This window comes from Streptomyces sp. NPDC027185, from assembly GCF_055567035.1.
In genome coordinates this window covers 551,145-577,506 of record NZ_JBVHRF010000001.1, presented here as the reverse complement: position 1 = coordinate 577,506, position 26,362 = coordinate 551,145, and the positions used below count along the sequence as shown (strand labels likewise).

The 26,362-nt window shown below is 74.8% G+C and carries 28 protein-coding genes and 1 riboswitch; of the genes, 13 read left to right on the top strand and 15 right to left on the bottom strand.

Annotated features, from left to right (window positions below):
* Nucleotides 1-182 precede the first annotated feature (182 nt).
* The 3 genes from ACZ4M8_RS02425 (at nucleotide 183) to ACZ4M8_RS02415 (ending at nucleotide 3,131) form a co-directional block, all read left to right on the top strand.
* On the top strand, nucleotides 183-1,352 hold the full coding sequence (locus ACZ4M8_RS02425) for a steroid 3-ketoacyl-CoA thiolase (RefSeq protein ID WP_467602698.1): 1,170 nt from the start codon (nucleotides 183-185) through the stop codon (nucleotides 1,350-1,352).
* Between the two features lie 68 nt (nucleotides 1,353-1,420).
* A complete protein-coding gene (locus ACZ4M8_RS02420) occupies nucleotides 1,421-2,095 on the top strand; it encodes a HEAT repeat domain-containing protein (RefSeq protein WP_467602696.1) in 675 nt (224 codons plus the stop codon).
* A 4-nt stretch (nucleotides 2,096-2,099) separates the two neighbouring features.
* Entirely contained in the window at nucleotides 2,100-3,131 is a 1,032-nt protein-coding gene (locus ACZ4M8_RS02415) for a HEAT repeat domain-containing protein (protein WP_467602694.1), read from the top strand.
* Between the two features lie 29 nt (nucleotides 3,132-3,160).
* On the opposite strand, the gene ACZ4M8_RS02410 is transcribed toward ACZ4M8_RS02415, so the two are convergent.
* From ACZ4M8_RS02410 to ACZ4M8_RS02385, 6 genes are all read right to left on the bottom strand, one after another.
* Complete coding sequence (locus ACZ4M8_RS02410; RefSeq protein WP_467602692.1) at nucleotides 3,161-4,219, bottom strand: ECF transporter S component; 1,059 nt, start codon at nucleotides 4,217-4,219, stop codon at nucleotides 3,161-3,163.
* The gene (locus ACZ4M8_RS02405) at nucleotides 4,216-5,922 is read right to left on the bottom strand and encodes an ABC transporter ATP-binding protein (RefSeq protein ID WP_467602690.1); all 1,707 of its coding nucleotides are present in this window, start codon (nucleotides 5,920-5,922) and stop codon (nucleotides 4,216-4,218) included. Before ACZ4M8_RS02405 ends, ACZ4M8_RS02410 begins: the two co-directional genes overlap by 4 nt.
* Nucleotides 5,919-7,319, bottom strand: coding sequence for an energy-coupling factor transporter transmembrane component T family protein (locus ACZ4M8_RS02400; protein ID WP_467602688.1), 1,401 nt, complete (start codon nucleotides 7,317-7,319; stop codon nucleotides 5,919-5,921). The genes ACZ4M8_RS02405 and ACZ4M8_RS02400 overlap by 4 nt, the downstream gene beginning before the upstream one ends.
* On the bottom strand, nucleotides 7,316-7,978 hold the full coding sequence (locus ACZ4M8_RS02395) for an SCO2322 family protein (RefSeq protein ID WP_467602687.1): 663 nt from the start codon (nucleotides 7,976-7,978) through the stop codon (nucleotides 7,316-7,318). The genes ACZ4M8_RS02400 and ACZ4M8_RS02395 overlap by 4 nt, the downstream gene beginning before the upstream one ends.
* Nucleotides 7,978-9,249 (bottom strand): LPXTG cell wall anchor domain-containing protein, encoded by a 1,272-nt coding sequence (locus ACZ4M8_RS02390; protein ID WP_467602685.1) that lies wholly within the window; start codon nucleotides 9,247-9,249, stop codon nucleotides 7,978-7,980. Before ACZ4M8_RS02390 ends, ACZ4M8_RS02395 begins: the two co-directional genes overlap by 1 nt.
* A gap of 192 nt (nucleotides 9,250-9,441) precedes the next feature.
* Nucleotides 9,442-9,529, bottom strand: a riboswitch (cobalamin riboswitch).
* A 324-nt stretch (nucleotides 9,530-9,853) separates the two neighbouring features.
* Complete coding sequence (locus ACZ4M8_RS02385) at nucleotides 9,854-10,969, bottom strand: MBL fold metallo-hydrolase (RefSeq protein ID WP_467602684.1); 1,116 nt, start codon at nucleotides 10,967-10,969, stop codon at nucleotides 9,854-9,856.
* Between the two features lie 422 nt (nucleotides 10,970-11,391).
* On the opposite strand from ACZ4M8_RS02385, the gene ACZ4M8_RS02380 reads away from it, so the two are divergent.
* The 3 genes from ACZ4M8_RS02380 (at nucleotide 11,392) to ACZ4M8_RS02370 (ending at nucleotide 13,847) form a co-directional block, all read left to right on the top strand.
* Nucleotides 11,392-12,843: an aldehyde dehydrogenase gene (locus ACZ4M8_RS02380; RefSeq protein WP_467602682.1), complete on the top strand. Its 1,452-nt coding sequence runs from the start codon at nucleotides 11,392-11,394 to the stop codon at nucleotides 12,841-12,843.
* Nucleotides 12,843-13,076: a ferredoxin gene (locus ACZ4M8_RS02375; protein ID WP_467602680.1), complete on the top strand. Its 234-nt coding sequence runs from the start codon at nucleotides 12,843-12,845 to the stop codon at nucleotides 13,074-13,076. The genes ACZ4M8_RS02380 and ACZ4M8_RS02375 overlap by 1 nt, the downstream gene beginning before the upstream one ends.
* A 204-nt stretch (nucleotides 13,077-13,280) precedes the next feature.
* The gene (locus ACZ4M8_RS02370; RefSeq protein ID WP_467602678.1) at nucleotides 13,281-13,847 is read left to right on the top strand and encodes a hypothetical protein; all 567 of its coding nucleotides are present in this window, start codon (nucleotides 13,281-13,283) and stop codon (nucleotides 13,845-13,847) included.
* Between the two features lie 338 nt (nucleotides 13,848-14,185).
* Here ACZ4M8_RS02370 and ACZ4M8_RS02365 read toward each other — a convergent pair whose 3' ends face one another.
* Nucleotides 14,186-14,887, bottom strand: coding sequence for a TetR family transcriptional regulator (locus tag ACZ4M8_RS02365; RefSeq protein WP_467602676.1), 702 nt, complete (start codon nucleotides 14,885-14,887; stop codon nucleotides 14,186-14,188).
* 242 nt (nucleotides 14,888-15,129) lie between these two features.
* Here ACZ4M8_RS02365 and ACZ4M8_RS02360 point away from each other — a divergent pair, with 242 nt between their 5' ends.
* The 4 genes from ACZ4M8_RS02360 to ACZ4M8_RS02345 all read left to right on the top strand — a co-directional run bounded on the left by ACZ4M8_RS02360 (nucleotide 15,130) and on the right by ACZ4M8_RS02345 (nucleotide 19,250).
* Nucleotides 15,130-16,470, top strand: a complete 1,341-nt coding sequence (locus ACZ4M8_RS02360; protein WP_467602674.1) for a glycosyltransferase family 4 protein — start codon at nucleotides 15,130-15,132, stop codon at nucleotides 16,468-16,470.
* A gap of 83 nt (nucleotides 16,471-16,553) precedes the next feature.
* The gene (locus ACZ4M8_RS02355; RefSeq protein WP_467602672.1) at nucleotides 16,554-17,288 is read left to right on the top strand and encodes a class I SAM-dependent methyltransferase; all 735 of its coding nucleotides are present in this window, start codon (nucleotides 16,554-16,556) and stop codon (nucleotides 17,286-17,288) included.
* On the top strand, nucleotides 17,285-18,355 hold the full coding sequence (locus ACZ4M8_RS02350; protein WP_467602670.1) for a prenyltransferase: 1,071 nt from the start codon (nucleotides 17,285-17,287) through the stop codon (nucleotides 18,353-18,355). Before ACZ4M8_RS02355 ends, ACZ4M8_RS02350 begins: the two co-directional genes overlap by 4 nt.
* A gap of 85 nt (nucleotides 18,356-18,440) precedes the next feature.
* Complete coding sequence (locus ACZ4M8_RS02345; protein WP_467602668.1) at nucleotides 18,441-19,250, top strand: maleylpyruvate isomerase family mycothiol-dependent enzyme; 810 nt, start codon at nucleotides 18,441-18,443, stop codon at nucleotides 19,248-19,250.
* A 39-nt stretch (nucleotides 19,251-19,289) separates the two neighbouring features.
* Here the strand turns inward: ACZ4M8_RS02345 and ACZ4M8_RS02340 are convergent, their stop codons facing one another.
* From ACZ4M8_RS02340 to ACZ4M8_RS02305, 8 genes are all read right to left on the bottom strand, one after another.
* Nucleotides 19,290-19,679 (bottom strand): hypothetical protein, encoded by a 390-nt coding sequence (locus ACZ4M8_RS02340; protein ID WP_467602666.1) that lies wholly within the window; start codon nucleotides 19,677-19,679, stop codon nucleotides 19,290-19,292.
* 40 nt (nucleotides 19,680-19,719) lie between these two features.
* Nucleotides 19,720-20,730, bottom strand: a complete 1,011-nt coding sequence (locus ACZ4M8_RS02335; protein ID WP_467602664.1) for an LLM class F420-dependent oxidoreductase — start codon at nucleotides 20,728-20,730, stop codon at nucleotides 19,720-19,722.
* A 235-nt stretch (nucleotides 20,731-20,965) separates the two neighbouring features.
* Nucleotides 20,966-21,772 (bottom strand): hypothetical protein, encoded by an 807-nt coding sequence (locus ACZ4M8_RS02330; protein WP_467602662.1) that lies wholly within the window; start codon nucleotides 21,770-21,772, stop codon nucleotides 20,966-20,968.
* Between the two features lie 200 nt (nucleotides 21,773-21,972).
* Entirely contained in the window at nucleotides 21,973-22,887 is a 915-nt protein-coding gene (locus ACZ4M8_RS02325) for an N-acetylmuramoyl-L-alanine amidase (protein ID WP_467602660.1), read from the bottom strand.
* A 19-nt stretch (nucleotides 22,888-22,906) separates the two neighbouring features.
* Nucleotides 22,907-23,566 carry a class I SAM-dependent methyltransferase gene (locus ACZ4M8_RS02320; RefSeq protein ID WP_467602659.1) on the bottom strand — a complete coding sequence of 220 codons (660 nt, stop codon included), beginning with the start codon at nucleotides 23,564-23,566 and terminating at the stop codon, nucleotides 22,907-22,909.
* A 312-nt stretch (nucleotides 23,567-23,878) separates the two neighbouring features.
* Entirely contained in the window at nucleotides 23,879-24,064 is a 186-nt protein-coding gene (locus ACZ4M8_RS02315; protein WP_467602657.1) for a hypothetical protein, read from the bottom strand.
* Nucleotides 24,061-24,525 carry a hypothetical protein gene (locus ACZ4M8_RS02310; RefSeq protein ID WP_467602655.1) on the bottom strand — a complete coding sequence of 155 codons (465 nt, stop codon included), beginning with the start codon at nucleotides 24,523-24,525 and terminating at the stop codon, nucleotides 24,061-24,063. Before ACZ4M8_RS02310 ends, ACZ4M8_RS02315 begins: the two co-directional genes overlap by 4 nt.
* Nucleotides 24,522-24,779, bottom strand: coding sequence for a hypothetical protein (locus ACZ4M8_RS02305; protein ID WP_399090487.1), 258 nt, complete (start codon nucleotides 24,777-24,779; stop codon nucleotides 24,522-24,524). The genes ACZ4M8_RS02310 and ACZ4M8_RS02305 overlap by 4 nt, the downstream gene beginning before the upstream one ends.
* 91 nt (nucleotides 24,780-24,870) lie before the next feature.
* On the opposite strand from ACZ4M8_RS02305, the gene ACZ4M8_RS02300 reads away from it, so the two are divergent.
* The 3 genes from ACZ4M8_RS02300 (at nucleotide 24,871) to ACZ4M8_RS02290 (ending at nucleotide 26,330) form a co-directional block, all read left to right on the top strand.
* Entirely contained in the window at nucleotides 24,871-25,710 is an 840-nt protein-coding gene (locus tag ACZ4M8_RS02300) for a helix-turn-helix domain-containing protein (RefSeq protein WP_467603441.1), read from the top strand.
* A complete protein-coding gene (locus ACZ4M8_RS02295) occupies nucleotides 25,707-25,919 on the top strand; it encodes a DUF397 domain-containing protein (protein WP_467602653.1) in 213 nt (70 codons plus the stop codon). The genes ACZ4M8_RS02300 and ACZ4M8_RS02295 overlap by 4 nt, the downstream gene beginning before the upstream one ends.
* A 144-nt stretch (nucleotides 25,920-26,063) precedes the next feature.
* Nucleotides 26,064-26,330 (top strand): DUF397 domain-containing protein, encoded by a 267-nt coding sequence (locus tag ACZ4M8_RS02290; RefSeq protein ID WP_467602651.1) that lies wholly within the window; start codon nucleotides 26,064-26,066, stop codon nucleotides 26,328-26,330.
* Nucleotides 26,331-26,362: the final 32 nt, after the last annotated feature.

The following is a 26,362-nucleotide window of genomic DNA, read 5'->3' as shown; positions in this document are numbered from 1 at the left end:
TCGCGGGCAAGGGGGCTCCGGCGGCCAAATTCCGGGCCGCGCGGAGCGGGCGCGGCCCCTGCATGCCCCTTGCGCCGCCGGGGTACGGCTCATGAGACTGACCGCGGAACTAGAACGCGTACTAGTTCTTCTTCCGTGGGTGCCGCCACGCCCCGCGGACGCGAGGAGAGGACGAGTCAGTCATGGCCGCGGAACCCGTCATCGTCGAAGCCGTACGCACCCCCATCGGCAAGCGCCAGGGCGCGCTCGCCAACCTCCACCCCGCCTACCTCCTGGGCGAGACGTACCGCGAACTCCTCGCCCGTACGGGCCTCCGGCCCGACTGCGTCGAGCAGATCGTCGGGGGCACCGTCACCCACGCCGGCGAGCAGTCGATGAACCCCGCCCGCAACGCCTGGCTCACCATGGGCCTGCCCTACGAGACCGCCGCCACCACTGTCGACTGCCAGTGCGGCTCCTCGCAGCAGGCCAACCACATGGTCGCCAACATGATCTCCGCCGGCGTCATCGACATCGGCATCGGCTGCGGCGTCGAGGCGATGTCCCGCGTACCGCTCGGCAGCGGATCCAAGCACGGGCCCGGCAAACCCTGGCCCGACGAGTGGCACGTCGACCTGCCCAACCAGTTCGAGGCCGCCGAACGCATCGCCCGCCGCCGCGGACTGACCCGCGAGGACGTCGACGCGCTCGGCGTCCGCTCCCAGCAGCGCGCCCGGACCGCCTGGGCGGAGGAACGCTTCAAGCGCGAGACCTTCGCCGTGCAGGTCCCCACCACCGAGGAGGAGCAGGCCGCGGGCCAGGGCATGTGGCGCCTGGTCGACCGTGACGAAGGGCTGCGCGACACCTCCATGGCGGCGCTCGCCGGCCTCAAACCCGTCATGCCGCAGGCCGTCCACACCGCCGGGAACTCCTCGCAGATCTCCGACGGCGCCGCCGCCGTCCTGTGGGCCTCCAAGCGCATGGCCCGCGCCCTCAAACTCACCCCGCGCGCCCGCATCGTGGCGCAGGCGCTCGTCGGCGCCGACCCGCACTACCACCTCGACGGGCCCGTCGACGCGACCCGCGCCGTCCTCGGCAAGGCCGGGATGGCCCTCAAGGACATCGACCTCGTCGAGATCAACGAGGCGTTCGCCTCCGTCGTCCTGTCCTGGGCCCGCGTCTTCGACCAGGACCTGGAGAAGGTCAACGTCAACGGCGGCGCCATCGCGCTCGGTCACCCCGTCGGCGCCACCGGCGCCCGCCTGATCACCACCGCCCTGCACGAACTGGAGCGCCGCGACAAGGAGTTCGCGCTGATCACCATGTGCGCGGGCGGCGCGCTGGCCACGGGCACGATCATCCAGCGGCTCTGACCGCGCCGGGCCCCGGCTTGACCTTCACACCGTGCGAAGGTCTTGCCTGGGCCCCGGAGGTGGTCACGATGACCCAGCCGGAAACGGAAACGGACACACCCGCGGACCGCGCCCTGAAGGCGCTGGCACACACCGACGCGTCGGTACGGCTGCGCGCCGCGCTCACGGTCGGCACCGACCCGCGCCCGCCGCACATCACCCCGCTCCTCGCCCGCTGCGCGATCGAGCCGGACTTCTCCGTACGGGAGATGCTGACGTGGGCGCTGACCCGGCACCCGGCGGACGCGACGCTCCCCGGGCTCCTGGCGGAGCTGCGCTCACCGCGCGCCCAGGCCCGCAGCCAGGCGCTGCACACCCTGTCCAAGACCGCCGACCGGCGCGCCTGGCCCGCGCTCACCCGCGCCCTGCTGACCGACGTCGACGACGAGGTGGCCCGCGCCGCCTGGCGCACGGCGGTCGTCCTCGTACCGGACGACGAGGCTCCGGAGCTGGCCGCGGCGCTGGCGACGCAGCTCGGGCGCGGCGGACGGGAGACGCGGCTGAGCCTGAGCCGGGCGCTGATCGCCCTCGGCGACGCCGGGACACCGGCGCTGCGTGCCGCGGCGCACGGCCTTGACCCCCGCGTACGGGACCACGCCCTGGTCACGGAGGCGCTGCGGCGTGACCCGGACGCCGGGTTCGATTGCGCGGTGGAGGAGGCGAAGCGCATCGTGGCTCTCGGCACGGCCGGCCGGGAGGGGTGAGACGGTGCTGATCGGCGAGGTGGCGCGGCGCTCCGGGGTGAGCGCCCGGATGCTCCGGCACTACGACACGCTCGGACTGCTGCGCCCGACGGGCCGCAGCGGCGCCGGGTACCGCGAGTACGCCGGCGACGATCTGCGGCGCCTCTTCCACATCGAGAGCCTGCGCTCGCTGGGGCTGACGCTGCGGGAGGTCGGTGAGGTGCTGGACGGCCCCGGCTTCGCGCCCGCGGCACTCGTCGACGACCTCATCCGGCGCACCGGCGAACGGATCGCCGCGGAGACGGCGCTGCTCACCCGGCTCCGCCGGATCGGCGCCGCGGAGCCCGCCGACCGCGCGGACGTCCTGCGGACCGTCGCCCTCCTCCAGGAGCTGGGGTCGCCCAGCCCCGACCGCCGCCAGCGCGCCGCCCTGGCCGCGGCGGCGGACCGCCCCGCACCGGTCGAAGCCCTGGTCGAGGCGGTGCTGAGCGAACCGGAGCCGAATGTCGCGGGCGCGTTGAAATGGGCCCTGGCCCGCGCCGGGGACGGGGCGCCGCAACTGCTGGCGCAGGCTCTCGACGCGCCTGGGGCCACGACCCGGCGGCGCGCCGTCCAGGCCCTCGCCGCCCTCCCGGACGCCGTGGCCCGCCCGGCGCTGCGCGCCGCCCTGGCCCACTCCGACACCGCGGTACGCCGGGACGCGGCGCCGGCGCTCGGCGCCTGGGGCGTGCCCGAGGCGATCCCCGTCCTCGTCGCGATGGTCGCCGAGGGCGCCAACGACGTGGACGCGGCCGACGCGCTGAGCGTCCTCGCCGCCGATCCGCCGGTGGCCGAGGAGATCGCCGCCCGCCTCGCCGCCCGCCGCACGCCGGGCGGCGCGGGTGCCCCCGCCCGCCGCCGGCTGGCCCAGGCCCTCGCCGGTGTCCCCGGCCCCACGGCCTCCCGCACCCTCACCGCACTGACCCTGGACGAGGACCCCGGGGTGGCGGTGACGGCACGGTACGTCCTGACGCTGCGGGAGCCGTCGCCGGAGGAGGGGGACGGGGGCGCGGGCTGACCGGGGCGGGGCGGTGTGGCGCGACGGCGTCACGCCCCGGGCGTTCCGCTCCCGCCTCCGCCTCCGCCGGGCGCCGTCAGGGGGCCGGGGCCGTCCGCCGACGGCTCCGCGCACGCGGCGGCTTCCGCGGGCGGTACGGCTTCCGGGTACGGGCCGGTCCCCGCGCACGGCCCGGATTCACCCTTCGGGCCGGTCCCCGCGTACGGAGCCGGTGCCCCCTCCGGGCCGGTCCCCGCCTTCGGCCCGTCCTCCGGCTCTTCGAACGTCACCGGCACGTCGAACGCCGCCTTCCGTGTGGCCCGTCGCAGCGCCTTCAGCAGGGGGCCGCCGACGGTCAGGGTCAAGATCACCGTGACCGCCGCACGGGGCAGGTCCCAGCCGAGGGAGGTGGCCAGGCAGTACGTCAGGTAGCGGGCGAGGTTGGCGGGGAGCGGGTCACCGGGGACGAAGGAGACACCGGAGGCCGGACCGGCGAGGTACGGCCAGCCCTGGAGGTTCATCACCAGGCCGTAGCCGACCGCGGCGAGCGCCCCGTACCCGGCGAGCAGGGCCAGTTCGCGGCCGCCGCGCAGCCGGTCGGGGCCGGGCAGCAGACCGGCGCCCATCGACACCCAGCCCATCGACAGCATCTGGAACGGCATCCACGGCCCGACGCCGCCGGTCAGCAGCGCGGAGGCGAACATCGCCACCGAGCCGAGGACGAACCCGAAGCCGGGGCCCAGCACCCGCCCGGCCAGCACCATCAGGAAGAACATCGGCTCGATGCCCGCGGTGCCCGCGCCGAGCGGACGCAGCGCGGCGCCCGCCGCGGCGAGGACGCCGAGCATCGCGATGGCCTTGGCGTCCAGACCGGCGTCCCCGATCGTCGCGACGACCACGGCCAGCAGCATCGGCAGCAGCGCGGCGAACAGCCACGGCGCGTCCGCGGAGTGCGCGAGCCCGGAGGCGGAGTCGGCCAGCAGCGGCCAGCCGAACGCCATCACGCCCGTCGCCGAGACGAGTGCCAGCGCGACGACGGACCGGGGGCCCAGCCGTACGGCCCGCGCCTGCCGCCCGGTGCCCGTCGTCCGCTTCCGTACGGCGCTCACGGCGCGGTCCCCAGGGCGCGGGCCACCTGCGGCACCGTCAGCCACGGCAGTGGCGCGAGGACCTTCGCGACCTGCGGGGCGAAGGCGGGTGAGGACACCACGACCTCCTCGGTCGGCCCGTCGGCGACGATCTCCCCGCCGGCCAGGATGACGACCCGCCGGGCCAATTCGGCGGCGAGTTCCACGTCGTGGGTGGCGAGGAGGATGCCGTGCCCTTGCGCGGCCAGCTCCCGCAACACCTCGATCAGCCGGGTCTTGGCCGCGTAGTCCAGGCCGCGGGTCGGCTCGTCGAGGAGCAGCAGCGGGGGCCGCGCGGTCAGCACCACCGCCAGCGCCAGCGTCAGCCGCTGCCCCTCGGACAGGTCCCGCGGATGCGTGGCGTCCGCCACCCCGGGCAGCAGCCGCGCGACGAGCTTCCGGCAGGTGCCCGGCGCGGCGTCCGCGTCCCGGTCGGCGGCGGCGCATTCGGCGGCGACGGTGTCCGCGTACAGCAGGTCCTGCGGCTCCTGCGGCACCAGTCCGACGTGCCGGACGAGGGTGCCGGGCGCGGTGCGGTGCGGGACGGCGCCGCCGACGGTCACCGCACCGGACGCCGGGGCGTGCAGCCCCACCAGGGCGCCCAGCAGCGTCGACTTCCCGGCGCCGTTGCGGCCCATCAGCGCGACGGTCTCGCCTGCGCCGACGGTCAGGTCGACGGCGCGCAGCGCCTCGGTACGGCCCCGGCGGACGGCCAGGTGCCGCGCCTCGGCGAGCGGCGCCCCGGAGGCGGTCCCCGGCGCGTCCGGCCGGGCGGCGCGGCGGCGCAGCAGCCCGGACCGCCGTGGGCGGGCCGGGGGAGCGGCCCGCTCGGGCGGTGGCTCCGGGGCGTCGGGCCGCCGCGGTTTTGTCCCGGCCAGCCGGTCGCGCAGCGCGGGCGCGCGGCGGCGGGCGTCGCGGACCGACAGCGGCAGCGGCGACCAGCCGGCCAGCGCCCCCAGGTCGACGACGGGCGGGCGGACGGGGGAGCCCGCCATCATCGCGGCGGGCGGGCCCTGCCGTGGTGCGGCGCCCGGCCCCGGCATCAGGATGACCTGGTCCGCGTACTGGACCACCCGCTCCAGCCGGTGTTCGGCCAGCAGCACCGCCGTCCCCAGGTCGTGGACGAGGCGCTGGAGCACGGCGAGGACCTCCTCGGCGGCGCCCGGGTCCAGCGCGGACGTCGGCTCGTCCAGCACCAGCACCTCGGGGTGGGCGGTCAGCACCGACCCGATGGCGACCCGCTGCTGCTGTCCGCCGGAGAGCGTGGTCAGCGCGCGGTCGCGCAGGCCGGCCAGCCCCAGCAGGTCCAGCGTCTCCTCCACCCGCCGCCGCATCACGCCCGGCGCGAGCCCCAGCGACTCCATGCCGTACGCCAACTCGTCCTCGACGGTGTCGGTGACGAACCGGTCCAGCGGGTCCTGCCCGACGGTGCCGACCACATCGGCCAGTTCGCGGGGGGCGTGGGTGCGGGTGTCCCGTCCGGCGACGGTGACGCGGCCGCGGAGCGTGCCGCCGGTGAAGTGCGGCACCAGCCCGCACACCGCGTTCAGCAAAGTCGACTTACCGACACCGGAGGGTCCGACGAGCAGACACAGCTCCCCCTCGGCCACGGTCAGGTCCACCCCCTGCACGGCAGGCACGGACGCCTCCCCGTAGGTGACCGAGACCTGCTCGAACCGGATCACTGCACGCGCTCCTTCGGAGGACGGACGGGGGAGAGGGGACGGGCACCGCGAGCCGGGCGCTCCCGGCGGGGCGCACGGCCGACGAGCCGGGCGGGGCCGGGGAGCGGGGACGCGCCTGAGCCCGGGGCCGAGTCCGAGCCTGGGGCCGGGGCTGAGCCCGGGGCCGACCCCGGGGCCGAGTCCGAGCCCGGGGCCGGGGCCGTGCCCGAGCCCGCTCCGAGCCGCTTCGCCGCAGCAGGCCGTTCCGCCCCGGTGGTCCTCTCCGGACCGCCCGGCTCCCCGCGCGCCCCGTACGGGTCCGAAACCCGCCCGCCCGGGTCCGCGGGCCGTGGCGCCACCCACGCCGGGAGCAGGCCGACGAGGACGGAGAGCGCCGGCCACAGCGGCAGCCGCGGGGCGGTCAGCGGGACCGCCGGGGGGTGGAGCGCCTCGGGCGCGTAGCCGCCCGCCGTGATCAGCAGGGCGGCCACCGCCGCGCCGGAGCCCGCCACCAGCCACGCCCGTACGCCCCACCGTTCGGGGCGGTAGCGGGTGCGGACCGAGCGGCGACCGCCCAGCCACAGACCGGCCAGCGCCGCCGCCAGCCCGGCGAGCAGCAGCGGCAGGCCGAGGCCCGCGCCCGCCTGCGCCAGCAGGCCGTACGTTCCGGCGCACACGCCCAGCAGACCGCCGAGGGTCAGCGCCGCCGTGATCCGCCGCACCGCGCGCGGCACCTCGGCGCGGCGCCCGTAGCCCCGCGCGTCCATCGCCCCGGCCAGCGCCACCGAACGCTCCAACGCGCCCTCCAGCACCGGCAGTCCGACCTGGAGCAGCGCCGCGAACCCGCGGTCCGGGCGGCCGCGCAGCCGCCGCGCCGCCCGCAGCCGCCGCACATCGGCGACCAGATGCGGCGCGAACGTCATCGCCACCACCACCGCCACCCCCGCCTCGTACAGCGCGCCCGGCAGCGACTTCAGCAGCCGCGCCGGGCCGGCCAGGGCGTTCGCGGCGCCCACACAGATCAGCAGGGTGGCGAGTTTCAGTCCGTCGTAGAGGGCGAAGACCATGCCCTCGGCGGTGACCCGGCCGCCGACCCGGACGCCTTGCGCCCAGTCGGGCAGCGGCAGCTCCGGCAGCGTCACCAGGACATGTGTCCCGGGGACCGGCGAGCCCAGGACGAACGCGAACACCAGCCGGATGCCCAGCACCAGCAGCCCCAGCTTCACGAACGCGCCGTACGACCGGGCCCACGGTGCGTCCGTCCGCCGCGCCGCCACCACATATCCGGCCACCGCGATCAGCAGTCCCAGGAGCAGCGGGTTGGTGGTCCGCGACGCCGCGGCGGCCAGCCCCAGCGCCCACAGCCACCAGGCACCCGCGTGCAGCGCCGTGCTCCGGGTGGCCTCCGGCGCCCTCATCCGCGACGGCGGCGGGCCTGCCACACCGCCGCCGCCCCCAGCGCCACGACCGCCGCGCCGCCGCCGAGCAGCCCCGCCGACGGACCGCCGCCGCCGTCGCCGTCGTCCGCCGTGGCCGACGGCTTCCCCGACGCCTTGCTCCCGCCCGTCGCGCCGACCTGCTCCGCGCACCCGGCCTTCGGATACCTGGCGATCCCGCACAGCATCCCCTGCGCGTCGTACCGCAGCGGCTGCGCCACCGCGGCCAGCGCCTCACCGGCCGACGCGTCCTCGGGCACCCGCGCGCACGCCGTCCGCTGCTCCGGCGGCCGCTCACCGCCGGGCGCGTCCGCCGCCGACCCGAAGTCGACGACGACCCCGATCCGCTTCGTCCCGGGCTTCTCCGGCGTACCGGCGCACAGCGTCTGGAAGTCGGCGGCGGTGCGCGGCCGGGCCACCGCCGACGACTCGGCGCTGACCGTGAACCGGAAACCGGCCACCGCGCCGTCCGCGGGCCGCAGCGTCGCCGGGCCCTGCGTCGCGTACGCCCACTTCCCGCCCGCGCCGTCCCAGAACGACCAGTACCGGTACGCCTGCCCCTGGGCCTGCGCCGGGACCGCGAGCGGCACCGTCACCGCCCCGGCCAGCGCCAGCGCACCGGCCCACCGCGCACCCCGCATCACTGACCGCGCTTCCGGCGGCCGCTCAGCAGGAACCCGATGCCCGCGCCCGCGGCGAGACCCACCAGCACCAGCCACCACGCGCTGATCGACCCGGTGTCCTTCTCCCGCGGCACCGGCTTCTCCGCCGCGGCGGACGGCTTCGGACCCGTCGCGTTCAACGCCGCCACCAGGTCCCTGCCGCCGAAGTCCCGCGGATCGGTGCCCGTGGCGTGCGCCGCCAGCACCAGCTGCGCGTACGCCGCCGGACCCGCCCGCTCCGCCCACGCCGGACCGTTCTTCTCCAGCCACGCCAGGGGTTTCGCCGCCGCCGCGCCGTGCCCGCCGGCGGCGAGCGCCACCACCGCGTCGGCGGTGTTGCCGACGTCCGGCGCCGGCTTCGCGCCCGGCATCGCCGACATCAGATGCTGCCCGCCGCCGTCCATCTCCTTCACCAGGTACGCGCTCGCGCCCGACGCGGCCCGCCGCAGCGCGTCCGGACCCGCCCCGGACGGCTCCTTCTTCCCGTCACCGCACTCCGGCGCGGCCACCGGCGTGGCGGCGTCCTTGCCCGCCGCCGGGACGACGAAGCCCTTGCCGAGCGCACCGGTCGCCGCGGCGGCCGAGGCGTCGGCGTTGGCCGCCGCGCCCTTCAGCTGGAACGTGAACGCGCCCCGCTCGGCGGGCTTCGCCGAGCATCCGAGCCGGAACGTCAGCAGCCCCTCGTACGGGGTGTGGCCCTTCGGCGACGTGACCTTCGCCGGGTCCTGGCCCGCGGCGGTGAGCGCGCCGATGACCACCGAGGTCGAGTTGGCGTCGCTGGGTGAGCCGGGCATCGACGGCCAGCCGCCGTCGTCGTTCTGCACCGACCTCAGCCAGCGCACCGCCTTCTCCACCGTCGCGCCGTGCCCGCCGAGCGCCGCCAGCGCCTGCACCGCCGCACCCGTCTGGTTGGTGTCCCGCATCGTCGCCGCGCCGCACGCCTTCGCGGGGTCGGCCCGGTACGCGGCGAACGCGCCGTCGGCGCACTGCTGTCCGGTCAGCCACGCAACGGCCGCCGCGGCGGGCTCCACCCGCACGGTGTGCTGGGCGAGCAGCGCCAGCGACTGCCGCCACACCCCGTCGTACCGCGGGTCGCCGGAGCCGTACAGGCCCGCGGGCAGCTTCGTGGGGGACGGCGCCGGAGCGGCGGACGCGGCGGTCGCGGTCGCGGCGACCGGCACCAGCGCCGCGGCGCACACCACGGCGGCGCGGCGCACCAGGGCGGTACGGGAAGGGGCCAGGGGGGCCATCGGCGGGTGCCTCTCAGTCGGATCGCTCGGGGCGTCGCGGGGCGGACGGCCGTGCTCGGCCCGCCACCCGCACGACGGCCGGGGCCGCAGGCGGTGGCACCGGGCTCAGCCCCGTATACCTCGACGGTGCCGCCGCCGTCCGCGGCCGCTGCGCGCGGCCCGCACGGCGGCGGGAGCCTGTCGCGCCCCACCGGGTGTTCCGGCTCGTGCGAAGGCGCGCCCACGGCACGCGTCCGCCCTGACGGCTGCGGGTCAGCGCCGGAATTCCACCGGCTTCCCCCGATCGGGCACACATGGAGTTGTCCGCACATTTTAGCGGTCACCCGGCCGGAACCCTCCGGTACCGGGTCGGCCACCGGAGGACGGACGCCCGGCGCCGGTGGCCGCCCCGCACGCCGAGCGGCCGGGCCGTCCGGCGCACCACCGCGCCCCGCCGCCCGGCCGTACACCGCCACCTGGCCGCGCCCCGCCGTACGTCCGGCCCCGGGGGCGCCGCCGCCCGACCGCCCGGCCGGGGCCCGCGCCCCGCGTCCCGCCGCACGATTGCCACCCGGGCCCGCACCGTCACCAGGAGCGGCCGCCCCGCCACCGGCTGCCGGACGCCTCACACCGCCCGGTACGTCACCGGGTCCGAGCCCGCCACCGCCACCACCCGGCCCCGCACCAGCAGCCGCCGCAGATGGGCCTCGGCCTCCGCCACCGCGATGTTCCGGGAGACGTACGGGATCCGCTCCCAGGGGCGGTTCCACTCCATCGCCACCGTCAGCTGCCACAGCGTCCGCGGCTCGGCGAGCAGTCGCACCAGGCCGTCCAGCCGCGCCTCGTGGTGGTCGAGCAGCGCGCGGGCGCGCCCCGCCGCGTCGGTGAACGGATGCTGATGGGCGGGCAGCACCTCCGCCGGGGCGAGCCGCGCCACCCGCTCCAGCGACGCGAGATAGTCCCCCAGCGGATCGCCCGGCGCCTCGTCCGTCCCCTCGTACACCCCGATGTGCGGACTGATCCCCGGCAGCAGGTGATCACCGGAGAAGAGCCGCCCGAACCCGGCGCCCGGCCCGCCACCGGGGCTTGACGGCCCGCCGCCGGCCGTCCCCGGGCCGTCCCCGGGAGGCGCCCCGGGCCCGTCCCCGGCCGCCACCGCCGCGCGCCCCGGATGCGCCTCCTCCAGATGCAGACAGACATGGCCGGGCGTATGCCCCGGCGTCCAGATGGCGCGCAGCCGGCGGCCGGGCAGATCCAGCAGCTCACCCGGGGCGATGTGCCGGTCCGGCACCGCCGCCCGCTGTCCGGGCAGCTCCCCGCCGCGCGCGGTGCGCAGCGGCGCGAGGTGGTCCTCGGGCGCCCCGGCGGCGGCCAGCTTCGCGGCCAGCTGCGCCCGCCACGCGGCGGGCCGCGCCACCCGGGTGCGCCGTACGACGTCGGCGTCCGCCGCGTGCATCGCGATCCAGGCGCCGGACGCCTCGCGCACCGCCGCGGACAGTCCGTGGTGGTCGGGGTGGTGGTGGGTGAGCAGGACGCCGTGGATGTCGGCGACGGTGAAGCCGCAGGCGGCGATCCCGCCGGTCAGCGCGGCCCAGGAGTCCGGGTCGTCCCAGCCGGTGTCGATGAGGACCGGGCCGCGGTCGGTCTCCAGGAGGTGGACGAGGGTGTGGCCGAGCGGATTGTCCGGGATCGGCACGGAGATGCTCCACACGCCGCCCCGGTGGTCGGTCACCTGCGTCATCGCGGCCCCTCTCGGTGTGCCCGCCCGCCGGGCCCGCCTCCGTGCGCACGCGCCGGACCGTGCTGCCGTGGGGCGTACGCCACGTCACTATAACTAGAACGCGTTTCAGTGGAGGGGGGTGCGGAGAGGTTCCGGAAGCCGGACCCGGGATGGCCCCGCGGTCGCCCCGCCGTGGCCAGCTCCGGGCCGTGTGGACTCCTGCCCCGGGAGGTGGTATCAGTTCAACGACCCATAACTGACGCGCCGTCAGAATTGCTGTGTCGCCGCCCCTTCCACCCGGCGGACGCCCCGCGACGGCGCCGGACACGCTCGACGCGCAGGCAGTTGACGGAAGTTCCCACCCGCCCGACACCGGAGGCGTCACACGGCCGACCGGGCCGCCGGACACCGGACAGGGCGGCCGACCGCGGGAGGCGGCAGCCATGAGCGACCTCGTCGAACACGGCAAGCTCTACATAGGCGGTGAACTCGTCGACCCCGCCGGAACCGGCACCCTCGACGTGATCTCCCCCCACACCGAACAGCTCATCGGCCGCGTCCCGCACGCCACCCGCACCGACGTCGACCGCGCCGTCGTCGCCGCCCGCACCTCCTTCGACTCCGGCGTCTGGGCCGATACCCCGCTCGACGAACGGATCGCGGTCATCACCCGCATCAAGGACGCCTTCGCCGTCCGCAGCGAGGAGATCGCCAAGGTCATCAGCGCCGAGAACGGCACCCCCTACACCTCCGGCGTCATGGTCCAGGCGCTCGCCGCGATGCTCGTCTGGGACGCCGCCCTCACCGTCGCCCGCGACTTCCCGTTCGAAGAACGCCGCGCCGGGCTCCTCGGCCCGCTCCTCATCTGCCGCGAACCCGCCGGGGTCGTCGCCGCCGTCGTCCCCTGGAACGTCCCGCAGTTCACCGCCGCCGCCAAACTCGCTCCCGCCCTCCTCGCCGGCTGCTCCGTCGTCCTGAAGGTCTCGCCCGAGACCCCGCTCGACGCGTACCTCCTCGCCGACATCGCCACGGAGGCGGGACTGCCGCCCGGCGTCCTGTCGATCCTCCCCGCCGACCGCGAGGTCAGCGAATACCTCGTCGGCCACCCCGGCGTCGACAAGGTCTCCTTCACCGGCTCCGTCGCCGCCGGCAAACGCGTCATGGAGGTCGCCGCCCGCAACCTCACCCGCGTCACCCTGGAACTCGGCGGCAAATCCGCCGCCGTGATCCTCCCCGACGCCGACCTGGACGCCGCCGTCGCCGGGATCACCCCGTTCGCCTGGATGATCAACGGTCAGGCGTGCGTCGCCCAGACCCGCATCCTCGCCCCCCGCTCCCGCTACGACGAGATCGCCGAACGGTTCACCGCCGCCGCGAACGCCCTGACCGTCGGCGACCCCCTCGACCCCGCCACCGAACTCGGCCCCCTCGTCACCCGCCGCCAGCAGCAACGCTCCCTCGACTACATCGCCCTCGGCCGGCGGGAGGGCGCCAAGATCCTCGCCGGCGGCGGCGTCCCCGCCGGCCGGCCCACCGGCTGGTACGTCGAACCCACCCTCTTCGGCGACGTCACCCCCGCCATGCGCATCGCCCGCGAGGAGATCTTCGGCCCGGTCATCTGCCTCCTCCCCTACGACGACGAGGCGGACGCGGTACGCATCGCCAACGACTCCGAGTACGGCCTGTCCGGCTCCGTGTGGACCGCCGACACCGACCACGGCACCGACCTCGCCCGCCGCGTCCGTACCGGCACCTACTCCGTGAACACCTTCAGCATCGACATGCTCGGCCCGTTCGGCGGCTACAAGAACTCCGGCATCGGCCGCGAATTCGGCCCCGAGGGATTCGGCGAGTACCTGGAGCACAAGATGATCCACCTCCCGGCAGGTGCCTGATGGCCGACCGCTGGCACCTGGAGGTCGACCACGGCGTCTGCATCGGCTCCGGTCTGTGCGCCGCCACCGCCCCCGACCGCTTCCGCCTCGACACCGCCCGCCGCTCCCACCCCACCGCCGCCGAGACGGACGCCTGCGAAACGGTCCTCGCCGCCGCCGAGAGCTGCCCGGTGGAGGCGATCACCGTCGCCCTCGCGCCCGGCGGGGAGGCGGTCTTCCCACCGGAGGAGTAGCGGGGAGCGGAGGGTGGCGGAGCGGGAGGGGAAGCCGCTGCCCGCCCCGCCCGCAGGACGTTAGCGGTGCGTTAACCATACGTAGGCGGAGCATCAGCGCCGGGCGGCAGTCTTGTTCCCAGAAGCCGGAAACACCCCCTCGGAAAGATCGGGAAGAACGTGTCGCACTACACCCGCCGTTACGCTCGCAAGGCAGCCGCCGCCATGGTGATCACGATCGCCGCCTTCGGGCTCACCGCCTGCCAGGACGGCGGCACCGACACCTCGTCCTCGTCCCCGGCCTCGTCCTCCGCCGAGGCCCCCGCGGAGGGCGCCAAGTCCTCCCCGGCCAAGGACGCCCAGGGCTCCGTCGGCGGCGCGGCGGCCAAGACCCCCAACAAGGCCGGTGTGAAGTGCACCGACCAGATCAACTACGCCGGCGACCCCCGCCCCAACGCCGAGATCAACTCCATCGGCGAGCAGACCGGCCACTGCCCGGCACCGCAGAAGGGCGACAAGCCGTCCGGCACCCCGAAGAAGCCCGGTGTGAAGTGCACCGACCAGATCAACTACGCGGGCGACTCGCGCCCGAACGCCGAGATCAACTCCATCGGTGAGAAGACCGGCTACTGCCCGACGCCGGAGAAGGGCGCCGCCAAGCCGGAGGGCACCCCGAAGAAGCCGGGCGTGAAGTGCACCGACCAGATCAACTACGCGGGCGACTCGCGCCCGAACGCCGAGATCAACTCCATCGGCGAGGACAGCGGCTACTGCCCGCCGGTCAAGAAGTAACCGGTACGGGAACGGCCGGTACGTAGGCAACCGGCCCGCAGGTCACCGGCCCGCAGGTCACCGGGCGGAACGGCGCGGGGACGCGCACCGCACGCAGGGGCTCGACGCACATGGCGTCGGGCCCCTGCTTCGTCGTGTGCGTCGCCGTGCCGAGAGGGCTGTGCCGAAAGGGCTGTGCCGAGAGGGCTGTGCGGAGAGGTCTGTGCGCGTCCGGCGGGCCCGGCTCCGGTCCGGTTTCCCGTAGGGAACATCCCGTAAGGGTCGAAAGGGCCCCTCGCGGGCCAACTACCCGCACCCCCACCGGCCCTAACCCGCCCCGCCGCGCCCCGCGTTCCCGCTCATCCCCTACCCCCACGTGCCACCGAGCCCGAGCCCGAGCCCGAGCCCGCGCCCGAGGCCGATTCCGAGCCCGCGCCCCCGCTCACCCCCGTCACGCCGATCAGCCGGCACGCCATCTCGATGTCGATCTTCACCTGGGCGATCGACGCGCGGCCCGACAGCCAGGTGATCAGCGCGGAGTGCCAGGTGTGTTCGATGACGCGGACGGCGGAGAGCTGCTCGGGGGTGGGCGGGCCGTCGAGGCCCATGGCGTCGAGGATGATCGTGGTGGTGAGGCGGGAGACGGTGTCGACCTCGGGGCTGACGGAGCGGTCGGCGAAGGTGAGGGCGCGGACCATGGCGTCGGCGAGGTGGGGTTCGCGCTGGAGGGCGCGGAAGGCCCGCATGAGGGTCTGGGCGACGCGGGCGCCGGGGTCCTCATCCGACGGCGGGCGTTTGCGGAGCGTGGTGTGGAGGTGTTGGAGCTGGTCCTGCATGGTGGCGACCAGCAGGTGCACCTTGGAGGGGAAGTAGCGGTAGAGGGTGCCGAGGGCGACGCCGGAGGATTCGGCGACCTCGCGCATCTGGACGGCGTCGAAGCCGCCGCGTCCGGCCAGCCGGGCGCTGGTGTGCAGGATGCGGCGGCGCCGTGCCTCCTGACGTTCGGTCAGGGGTGGACTCGCGGGAAGTGCCGGCCTGGCCGCCCTGGATTCCGTAGTCATATGTCCCATTCCATGGCATTTCGTCCGCGATGCGGTGCTGTGCCGGTGGTGCGATCGGCACAGCATGGCAGGGGCTCCGGCCGTGGCGCGAATCACCCGAGGTGGCTCCTCGCGTTCCCGGACCGGCCGGTAGATTCAACAGCTCGTGAACTGATCAGTAGCTCTTCAGTTCTGAAACTTGTTCTAGATTACCGCCAGCGGTTACGCTCCGGCGGACGTCCAGTGAGGAAGGGGGCCGCGCGGTGACCGCAGAGGCCGTCCAGGCAGCGACGCCCCGCCCCGGTGGCACTCCCTCCACCACCGCCCGGCCGCCCGGCGACATCCCCCTGCGCATCGCGATGCTCACCTACAAGGGGAACCCGTTCTGCGGCGGACAGGGCGTCTACGTACGCCACCTCTCCCGCGAACTGGCCCGCCTCGGGCACACCGTCGAGGTCATCGGCGCGCAGCCCTACCCGGTGCTCGACGAGGGCGTCCCGCTCACCGAACTGCCCAGCCTCGACCTCTACCGCCAGCCCGATCCGTTCCGCACGCCCAAGCGCGGCGAGTACCGCGACTGGATCGACGCGCTGGAGGTCGCCACGATGTGGACCGGCGGCTTCCCCGAACCGCTCACCTTCTCCCTGCGGGCCCGGCGCCACCTCGCCGCCCGCCGCGGCGCGTTCGACGTCGTCCACGACAACCAGACCCTCGGCTACGGACTGCTCGGCGGCCCCGGCGCGCTCGGCGCCCCGCTGGTCACCACGGTCCACCACCCCATCACCGTCGACCGCCGCCTCGACCTCGCCGCCGCCGACGGCGCGGCCCGCCGCCTCTCCGTCCGCCGCTGGTACGGCTTCACGCGGATGCAGAAGCGCGTCGCGCGCCGCCTGCCGTCCGTCCTCACCGTCTCCGGCTCCTCCCGCCAGGAGATCATCGACGACCTCGGCGTCCGCGGTGACCGCATCCACGTCGTGCCCATCGGCGCCGACACCGACCTCTTCGCCCCGGACCCGTCCGTCCCCGAGGTGCCCGGCCGGATCGTCACCACCTCCAGCGCCGACGTCCCCCTCAAGGGCCTGATCCACCTCGTCGAGGCGCTCGGCAAGGTCCGCACCGAGCACCCCGAGGCGCACCTCGTCGTCGTCGGCAAGCGCGCCGACGACGGGCCGGTCGCCGCCGCCGTCGAGCGCCTCGGCCTCTCCGGCGCCATCGAGTTCGTCAAGGGCATCACCGACGCCGAACTGGTCGACCTGGTACGCGGTGCCCAGATCGCCTGTGTGCCGTCCCTCTACGAAGGGTTCTCGCTGCCCGCCGCCGAAGCGATGGCCACCGGCACCCCGCTGCTCGCCACCACCGGCGGCGCCATCCCCGAGGTCGCCGGGCCGGACGGCGAGACGTGCCTGGCGGTGCCGCCGGGCGACGCCGACGCCCTCGCCGGCGGACTGCGGCGCCTCCTCGGCGACGCCGCCCTCCGCCACCGCCTGGGCTCGGCCGGACGCGAACGGGTCCTCGCCCGCTTCACCTGGCGGCAGGCGGCCCTCGGCACCGCCGAGCGCTACCGCGAGGCCATCGCCCGGCAGCGCGCCACCGCCCGCGCCTAGGGCCCCGCCCGCACCCGCCGCTGTTTGTCCCCTCCCACCCGCCAGTTCCCCCTCCCCGACCCGCCGGACGAAAGCAGAACGCCGTGCTGACCGTCGACTTCTCCCGCTTCCCGCTCGCCCCGGGCGACCGCGTGCTCGACCTGGGCTGCGGCGCCGGCCGCCACGCCTTCGAGTGCTACCGCCGCGGCGCGCAGGTCATCGCCCTCGACCGGAACGCCGACGAGATCCGCGAGGTCGCCAAGTGGTTCGCCGCCATGGAGGAGGCCGGTGAGGCGCCCGCCGGGGCCACCGCCACCGCCATGGAGGGCGACGCGCTGGCCCTGCCGTTCCCCGACGACTCCTTCGACGTCGTGATCATCTCCGAGGTCATGGAGCACATCCCCGACGACAAGGGCGTCCTCGCCGAGATGGTGCGCGTCCTGCGCCCCGGCGGCCGGATCGCCGTCACCGTCCCCCGCTACGGCCCCGAGAAGATCTGCTGGGCGCTGAGCGACGCGTACCACGAGGTCGAGGGCGGCCACATCCGCATCTACCGGGGCGATGAACTCCTCGCCAAGATGCGCGCCGCCGGGCTCAAGCCGTACGGCACCCACCACGCCCACGCCCTGCACACCCCCTACTGGTGGCTGAAGTGCGCCTTCGGGGTCGACAACGACAAGGCGCTGCCGGTGAAGGCGTTCCACAAGCTGCTGGTCTGGGACATCATGAAGAAACCGCTGGCCACGCGGCTCACCGAGCGGACCCTCAACCCGCTGATCGGCAAGAGTTTCGTCGCCTACGCCACCAAGCCGCACCTGCCCGAGGCGGCCGCCAAGTGACGAGTCCGGGCCGTACCGAACGCCTCGTCCTGCCCGGCGTCCTCACCGCCGAACAGGCCGCCGCCACCGTCGCCGGGATCCTCGCCACCCAGCGTGCCGACGGCGCCATCCCCTGGTTCCGCGGCCACCACCTCGACCCGTGGGACCACACCGAGGCGGCCATGGCCCTCGACGCCGCCGGTGAGCACGACCGCGCCACGGCCGCGTACGAGTGGCTGCGCCGCCACCAGAACGCGGACGGCTCCTGGTACGCGGCGTACGCCGACGGCGACGCGGACGAGCCCACCGACCGCGGCCGGGAGAGCAACTTCTGCGCCTACCTCGCGGTCGGCGTCTGGCACCACTACCTGTCCACCGGCGACGAGGCGTTCCTCGACCGCATGTGGCCCGCCGTCTACGCCGCCGTCGAGTTCGTCCTCGGGCTCCAGCAGCCGGGCGGCGAGATCGGGTGGAAGCGGGAGGACGACGGCACGCCCGTCACCGACGCGCTGCTGACCGGCTCGTCCTCCGTCCACCACGCGCTGCGGTGCGCGCTGGCCATGGCCGAACAGCGGGAGGAGCCGCAGCCCGACTGGGAGCTGGCCCTCGGCCGCCTCGGCCACGCGCTGCGCGCGCACCCCGAGCGGTTCCTCGACAAGTCCCGCTACTCCATGGACTGGTACTACCCGATCCTCGGCGGCGCCGTCCGCGGCGCCGCCGCCCGGGAGCGCATCGACGCGCAGTGGGACGCGTTCGTCGTCCCCGGTCTTGGCGTGCGCTGCGTGCTGCCCAACCCGTGGGTCACCGGCGGGGAGAGCGCCGAACTGGCCCTCGCGCTCTGGGCGATGGGCGAGTCCGACCGCGCCGTGCAGATCCTCCGCTGGATCGGGCACCTGCGCGCCGACGACGGCATGTACTGGACGGGATACGTCTTCGACGACGAGGTGATCTGGCCACGGGAGCGGACGTCGTGGACCGCCGGTTCGCTGCTGCTCGCGGTGGCGGCGCTCGGCGGCGACGAGGCCACCACCTCGGTCTTCGGCGGTGAAGCGCTGCCGGTGGGGCTCGCCCCTGACTGCTGCGGCTGACCCGCGCTGGGCGGGCGGGAAGAACTCGCCGATACGTTCGGGAAATGGCCGCGCGGTGCGGAGGGCCCCGTATTACGGTGCGGCCATGACTCTCCAAGGATCACTCAGCCACGAGCGGTACTGCGCCGAACTCCTCGCGGAGGCCGAGGCGTTCCGGGACACCGTGCGCGGCGCGGATCTCACCGCCACGGTGCCGACCTGCCCGGACTGGAAACTCGCCGACCTGATCCGGCATGTCGGCGGGGCGCACCGCTGGGCCGGGGCGATGGTCGAGCGCCGCGCCACCGAAGCCGTCGCGTTCGACGACGTCCCCGGCGGCAAGGGCCCGGAGGAGGACGACCCGGACGCGCTGGACCGCTGGCTGGCCGAGGGCGCCGAGCAGGCCGTACGGGCGCTGCGGGAGGCCGGGCCGGAGGCCGCGGTGTGGACGTGGACGCCGGAGCGGCGGGCCGGGTTCTGGGCGCGGCGGATGGCCCACGAGACGCTGGTGCACCGCGCCGACGCGGCGGTGACCGCGCGGGCGCCGTTCGAGGTCGCCCCGGAGATGGCGGCGGACTGTCTGGAGGAGTGGTTCCAGCTCGGCGAGCTGCCCGAGGTCGCGGCGCGGCTGGCCGCCCGCGAGGGCGTCAAGACGCCGTTCGCGCCCGGCCGTACGATCCATCTGCACGCCACCGACGCCCCGCCGGAGCTGAACGCCGAATGGCTCCTCGACCTCTCCGGTGACCGCGTCCTGCACCGCCGGGCCCACGAGAAGGCGACCGTCGCGGTCCGCGCCCCGCTCACCGATCTCCTGCTGGTCGTCTTCCAGCGCCTGCCCGCCGACAACGACCGCGTCGAGGTCATCGGCGACCGCGGGGTGCTGGACGCGTGGCTGGAGTACGCGACGTTCGGCTGAGGCGCGGGGCGGGGGCGGGCGCGGCGGCCCGGTGGCCGGTCAGGTGCCGGGCGGTGCCGCCGCCTCCAGCAGGGGCCAGCCGTCCATCTCCACCGTCGCCCGCCCCTCGTCCGGGCGCCAGCCCCGGGCCAGGGCCGCGTCGAGCAGTGCCCGGACCGCGCCCGGTTCGTGCAGGTTCAGCGAGGGCCCGTGGCGCAGCCCCACGTCCCCGGAGCCCAGGGGGGCGCCGCCGGGCACGTACCGGCCCGGCCCGTCGGCGAAGACGAGGCGCAGTGAGCCGCCGGAGCCTGCCGGCTGGGGGTGCAGGGTGAGGGTCTCGCGGCAGTCCACGGGCCCGCCGGTCTCCCGCCGGTGGCTGTGGCGGAGGGTCCACAGGTAGGTGTGTCCTCCGGCGACGAGACGGCGGGGCTTCTTCGGATGACGGGGCACGGGCCGAGGGTACGCGGCCGGGGCCCGGCCCCGCCCGCTTTTACGTCGTCAACTCCGCCAGCACCCGCAGCGTGTGCGGATCGGGTGCGGTGACCAGCAGGTCGGTGACGGGGCCCGCCCGCCACAACTCCAGGCGTTCCGCGATCCGTTCACGCGGCCCGACCAGGGAGATCTCGTCGGCGAACGCGTCGGGGACGGCGCGGACCGCTTCGTCCCTGCGGCCCGCGAGGAAGAGTTCCTGGATGCGGTGGGCCTCATCGGCGAAGCCCATGCGGGCCATCAGTCGGGCGTGGAAGTTCTTCGCGGCGTGGCCCATGCCGCCGATGTAGAAGCCGAGCATCGCCTTGACCGGCCACAGCCCTTCGGTGACGTCGTCGCAGACCACCGCCCGGACCAGCGGCGCGATCCGGAAGCCCGCGGGCGCCTCGCGCAGCGGCTCCTCGTACACGGCGGTGCGCAGCGGGGACCAGTACAGCGGCAGCCAGCCGTCCGCGATGCGGGTGGTCTGCGCGATGTTCTTGGGGCCTTCGGCGCCGAGCAGGACGGGCAGGTCGGCGCGGAGCGGGTGGGTGATCGGTTTGAGCGGCCTGCCGAGTCCGGTGGCGGCGGCGCCGCGGTGGGGGAGCGCGTGGTACGTGCCGTCGGACGTCACCGGGGCGGCGCGGCGCAGGACCTGGCGGACGATGCCGACGTATTCGCGGGTGGCGGTCAGCGGGCTCGCGGGGAACGGCTGCCCGTACCAGCCTTCGACGACCTGCGGTCCGGACAGGCCCAGGCCCAGCAGCAGCCGTCCGCCGGAGAGGTGGTCGAGGGTGAGGGCGTGCATGGCGGTGGCGGTCGGGGTGCGGGCGGCCATCTGCGCGATGCCGGTGCCCAGGGCGATGGTGGAGGTGTGGGCGGCGATCCAGGTGAGCGTGGTGAAGGCGTCCGAGCCCCAGGATTCGGCGGTCCATACGGAGGCGTAGCCGAGCCGTTCGGCCTCGCGGGCGAGTTCCAGATGGCGGGGGTCGGGGCCGCGTCCCCAGTAGCCGAGCGCCAGCCCCAGTCGCATGTCCGCCCCTCCCGCCGCCGGAATCCGCCGCGCCCCACCAGAACTGACGTAGCGTCAGAAACGGTCGGGTGGGCGCACTGTACGACCGCCCACCGTCCGGCGCAACGGCCCCCGCGCCCGCCCCGTACGCGCCCCGGCCGTCCGCCCTCATGCGCGCGCCCGCCGCCGGCGCGGGAACGCCGACGGCCCCCCGCCGCGAGGCGAGGGGCCGTCGGGAAGACGGGAGATACGCGGGTCAGCCGCGCTGGATGCCCGTCGTGTCCTGGAGGACGCCGCGGCGGCCGTCCTGGGTCTGGGCGATGAGGGCCTGACCGCGCTGGTCGACCGCGAGGTACCAGGTGCCGGGTGCCAACTCCGCGATGGGCGACGGCGAGCCGTCCTCGCCGTACAGCGGGCGCGCTACCGGCACCGCGAACCAGAACGCCGCGAACTCCGCGGGCGCCGCCGCGCCCTGCGCGCCACCGGCCGTACCGTCCGCCGGGGCGGGCTGCTGGCCGCCGTAGCTCTGCTGCGACGGGTCGGTCTGCTGGCCGCCGGGGTAGCCGTACCCCTGGCCCTGCGGCTGCTGCTGCGCGCCGGGGTAGCCGTAGCCGGGCTGCGGGCCCGTGCCGTACGCGCCGGGGGTCTGCGGCTTCGGGGCGCCGAGCAGGGGGGCGCTCAGGGCCGGGACCAGCGGCGTGGCGATGGCCCCCGCGGCCAGCGCCAGCGCGGCGAGCAGGCCGAGGATCAGGCCGGCGGAGGGGCCGCCGCTGCTGACCAGCGACCAGAACACCGTCCAGGTGGCGAAGACGGAGAGCAGGGTGCCGATCTGGTTCAGCTCCAGACCGAGGACCTTGGGCGACTGCGGCAGCGCCCGTCCGAGGATGATCAGCGCGGCGGCGGCGATGCCCGCGAGGTACACGCTCATCAGCAGCGGCAGCGATTCCCACGCGATGAGGCTGGTGGCGTAGGAGGAATAGAGCGGAAGGAACGAGGCGATGAACAGCAACACCGCTGCTCCGGTCACCACGCCGTCACCTCGACTGAGGGAGCGGATATTCAACGTAAAGGTCCTTTGTCGGTTTCGGGTTCGGGTCGGCGCTGACGCTCGGGTGCGCGGCGGGAGGCGCGGCGGTGGCCCCCCATCGTAAAGGCGAACCTATCGCCCGGACGGGCGGGCCGTCCCGCCGGTCGGTACAGGCCGGGGGAACACCGGGAGGTCGTGGGGACGTATTTACGGACCGGTGTTCCGTGGGTTCCGGCTCAATGCTCCAAGAAGTCCGTAATGCCCTCGGCGATACCGCGTGCGGCCTTTTGCCGCCACTGCGCCTCGGTCAATTGCGCGGCGTCCTGCGCGTCGCGCATATTGCCGCATTCGATGAAGACTTTCGGGACCTTCGAGAGGTTGAGACCGCCGAGATCGGAGCGGACGTCGAGGCCCGAGCCGTTGTTGATGTAGTCGGCCGGTTCGCTGCCCGTCGCCGCCGCGAACCGCTTGACCAGTCCCGTGCCGAGGGTGCGTGACGGCGCGACGATCGCGGAGGTGTCCGCCTTGCCCGCGACGACCCGCGCCGGAAGGATCACGTGGAAGCCGCGTTCCCCGGCGCCCGCGCCGTCGGCGTGCACCGACACCGCGGCGTCGGCGTGCACCTCGTTGCCCCGCTCCGCCCGCTCGTCCACGCACGGCCCCCACGGCCGGTCGTCGTCGTGGGTCAGGACGACCTTGACGCCTTCCTGCCGGAGCAGTGCCCGCGCCCGCCGGACGACGTCGAGGGTGAACGACGCCTCGGGGTAGCCGCCGTTGGTGGCGGTGCCGGTGGTGTCGCATTCCTTACGGGCGTTGCCGACATCGACCTGACGGGCGATCTCGGCGGTGTGGTCGCGGTTGCGGAGGTTGTGGCCCGGGTCGAGGACGACGGTTTTGCCGCGCAGCCCGGCGTGGCCGGTGGGGCTGGGCCCGCCGTGGCCCGCGCCGTGTCCGTCGGCGGTGTCCGACGGGACGGGCTTCGCGGCGCCGCCGTCCGGCGACGGGGCCGTGGCCTGCGCGGACGCGTCCCCGGACGGTCGCCACAGGAACCAGCCCGAGGCCCCGGCGGCGATCACCGCCAGCAGCAGGACGAGGAGGAGCCCGCGCCGGCGGCGGGGCGGGGGGAAGGTGGAGGAGGGCCCGGAGAACACGTCGGTGATGGTAGCCCGCTCAGATTCCGGGCCCGGTGCGCCGCAGGACGTGCAGGGAACGGCGGACCGCCGTCTCGGTGAACGCGCCGGACTCCAGCGCCCGCCGGTAGATCCGCCACGGCGCCTGCCCGCCGTCCGCCGGGTCCGCGAACACGTCGTGGATCACCAGCAGTCCGCCCTCCGCGAGGTGCGGCGCCCAGCCCTCGTAGTCGGCGGCGGCGTGCTCGTCGGTGTGCCCGCCGTCGATGAAGACGAGCCCGAGCGGCGTCCCCCATACGGCCGCGACCTGCGGCGACCGGCCGACCAGCGCGATGACGTGGTCCTCCAGACCGGCCGCGTGCAGGGTCCGCCGGAACGTCGGCAGGGTGTCCATCCGCCCCACTTCCGCGTCCACCACCGTCGGGTCGTGGTACTCCCAGCCCGGCTGCTGTTCCTCGCTGCCGCGGTGGTGGTCGACGGTGAGCGCCGTCACCCCGGCGGCGCGCGCCGCGTCGGCGAGCAGGATCGTGGAGCGCCCGCAGTACGTGCCGACCTCCAGCAGTGGCCGCCCGAGCGCCGCCGCCTCCACCGCGGCGGCGTACAGGGCGCGCCCCTCGTCCACCGGCATGAAGCCCTTGGCCGCCTCGAAGGCGGCGAGCGTCTGCGGCGGGATCTGAACGTCGGCGGGCACGGCGGCCATGGCGTCCTCCTGGTCGTACGGTCCGTTCGGTGACCGCCCGGCGGGCGGCACCGGTGGCTCATCGTGCCGTACGGGGTTCCCGCCGCCGCGGGTGGGGCGGGACGGGAACGCGCGGCGGCGGGGACGGAAATCCGGAATGCGGGGAAGCGGGTCCGTATTCCGGGAGCCGAACCCTGTGCCCTGCGGGAACGGGCGCCGCCGCTTTTCCGGGAGACCGGAAATACGCCGGTGCGACGCCCGCCGGGTGCGGATACGGATACGGGGGCGCGGCGGCGGAAACGGGGGAGCGGCGCGGCGGGAATGGGGCCGTCGCTAGCGGCAGTCCGGGCAGTTGACCGCGCGGAGCCATTCGTCGACCGGTTCGCCTTTTCCGGCGCCACATTTGGGGCGGGGGTCGTCGGTGCCGGTGAGTTCGTGGACGCGGAGGACGTCCTCGCCGACGGTGCCGGAGCGGGTCGGGGTGCGCGGTGTGTCCTCGCTGGTGGGGCGGGTGTTCACGGCTGCCTCCAGGGGTCTTCGGTGAGGACGTGGAGCGGGTGGGTGCGGCCCCCGGCGCGGTACCGGAAGGGTTCCGGCGGCGTGTGGCCCCCGGCGGCGGGCGGCTGGCCGGGCCAGATGCTGAGGGTGTGGAGGAGGTCGGCGTCCGGGAGGGTGACGAAGAGGGCGTGCCCGCGCTTGATGTGCTCGCGGGCGGCGCGTTCCTCGCCCGCGTCCCAGGCCCACGCCCGTACCTGCCGGATGTGGTCCGGCGCGTCGTCCGCCTCCCGCGTCAGCCACGCCCACGGGGAGCGGACGGGCTCGGGCGCGATCCGCTCCGCGAGCCGGAGCGCCTGCCCGCGCAGCCACCGCACGGCGAGGACGGGCGAGACGGTCCACAGCGCGCCGACGGTGTGCGTGGCGCCGGTGTCGGAGCGCGGATGCCGCCGTTCCAGCCGGACTTCGGCGAGATAGCCGGTCACAGGATCTCTCCCCGGCTGCGCGCGTTGACCAGCGTGATCCCCGCGATCAGCCGCTCCGCGCGGGACGGGCGGCGAAGGTGCGCGGCATCGACCACCCACTCCTCGCCGCCGGTCAGCGACCGCAGCGACCACGCCCCGCACAACTCGCTCTTGGCGAAGGCGAGACAGCGGCGTTCGGCGTCGGCGACAAGCTCGCCGCGCTGCGGACGGTAGGGAGTCTGATCGCGTTTTCCGGACCTGCGTTCGACGGACACGATAGTGCCTCTCTGTAGTTATTCCACTACCGGGAGGTTCAGGCTGGCCTAGTGTTTTGCTGTCTTCAACGTTCCAGTGCTGGAGGGCACGTTGGTAAACGTCAAGGAACTGAACCCCGAGGCGAGCCCGCAGGCCGCCTACGGGGCACGCGTACGCAGCGCTCGCGAAGCGCGGGGGTGGTTACAGGACGAACTGGCCGAGAGGGTCGGCTACTCGGGCCGCCACATCTCGGCTATCGAAACTGGTCGGAAGCCGCCGACTCTGCGGCTTTCGCGGGGTCTTGACGAGGCGTTCGGCTTCACGGGCACCGCGGAGTCGTTCGAGCGAGGCTGGGGCGAGATCAGGAACGGAAGCTTGCTGGAGGGCTTCCCGGAGTACCTGGGCCAAGAGGCCCGCGCGGCGGAGATAAGGCTGTTCGACGTGGGCGTCGTGCCTGGGCTGCTCCAGACGCCGGAGTACGCAAGCGCCATCGAAGAAGGCCATGTGCGGAGGGGCACGCTCACCCCGGAGCAAGCTGCGGAACGAGTTGAGTCCCTGGTTGAGCGGCAAGCGGCTCTGGTGCGGCGGGTCCCGCCCATGGTGATCGTGGTTCTGGACGAGAGCTGTATCCGGCGGCTGATCGGCGGGCCGGAGGTCATGGAGCGCCAGTTGGCCCGGCTGATTGAGTTCGCTGAACAGCCGAATTCTGTGCTTCAGTTGGCCCCGTACGCCATAGGTGAGCGTCGCCCGTTCAACCGGCTGGTGAACCTGCTGACTCTGCCCGACCGCTCCGTCATGTCCTATGTGGAGTCCCAGACCAATGGGCATCTGGACCGGGAGATCACGTCCGTGTTGCCGCTGGTGAGGGCCTACCATCAGCTACAGGCCGAGGCGCTTTCTCAGGCGGAATCCGTGGCCGTGATCGAGCAGTTGCGAAAGGGCTCCCCGTGACAACCGACTCCCTCCCCCTGACCTGGTTCAAGTCCTCCTACAGCGGCAGTGGCGGCTCCTGCGTCGAGTGGGCCCCCGCCCACGCGGCGGCTACCGGCATAGTCCCCGTCCGCGACTCCAAGGACCCGCACGGCGCGTCCCTGAGCGTCCCGGCCGCCGCGTTCGCGTCCTTCGTCGCGGGCGTCAAGGCTGGGGAGTTTCGCGCCTGAGCCAGGCCGACGTACGGCGAAAGCCCCGCCCGCCTCTCGACCAGAGGCGGGCGGGGCTTTCGTATGCCCCCTCGCGGGCGCCGTCGCCGGGCTCCTACGCTCGGACGCGACCGAGCGCGCTGACACACAGCGAAAGGGCACGTCATGACCACCGATTCCCCCCGCTGGTTCAAGTCCTCGTACAGCGAGAACGGCGGCAACTGCGTCGAAGTGGCCGCCGACCGCTGGTTCAAGTCCACCCACAGCGGGGGCGGCGGTGAGTGCGTCGAGGTGACCGCCGTCCTCGCCGCCTCGCACGGCATCGTCCCCGTCCGCGACTCCAAGGACCCGGACGGGCCGAGGCTCAGCGTTCCGGCGACCGCGTTCGCGTCCTTCGTCGAAGGTGTGAAAGCGGGCGAATTCCGGGCCTGAGACTGGTCCGCGTACGGCGCCGGGCCCCGTAC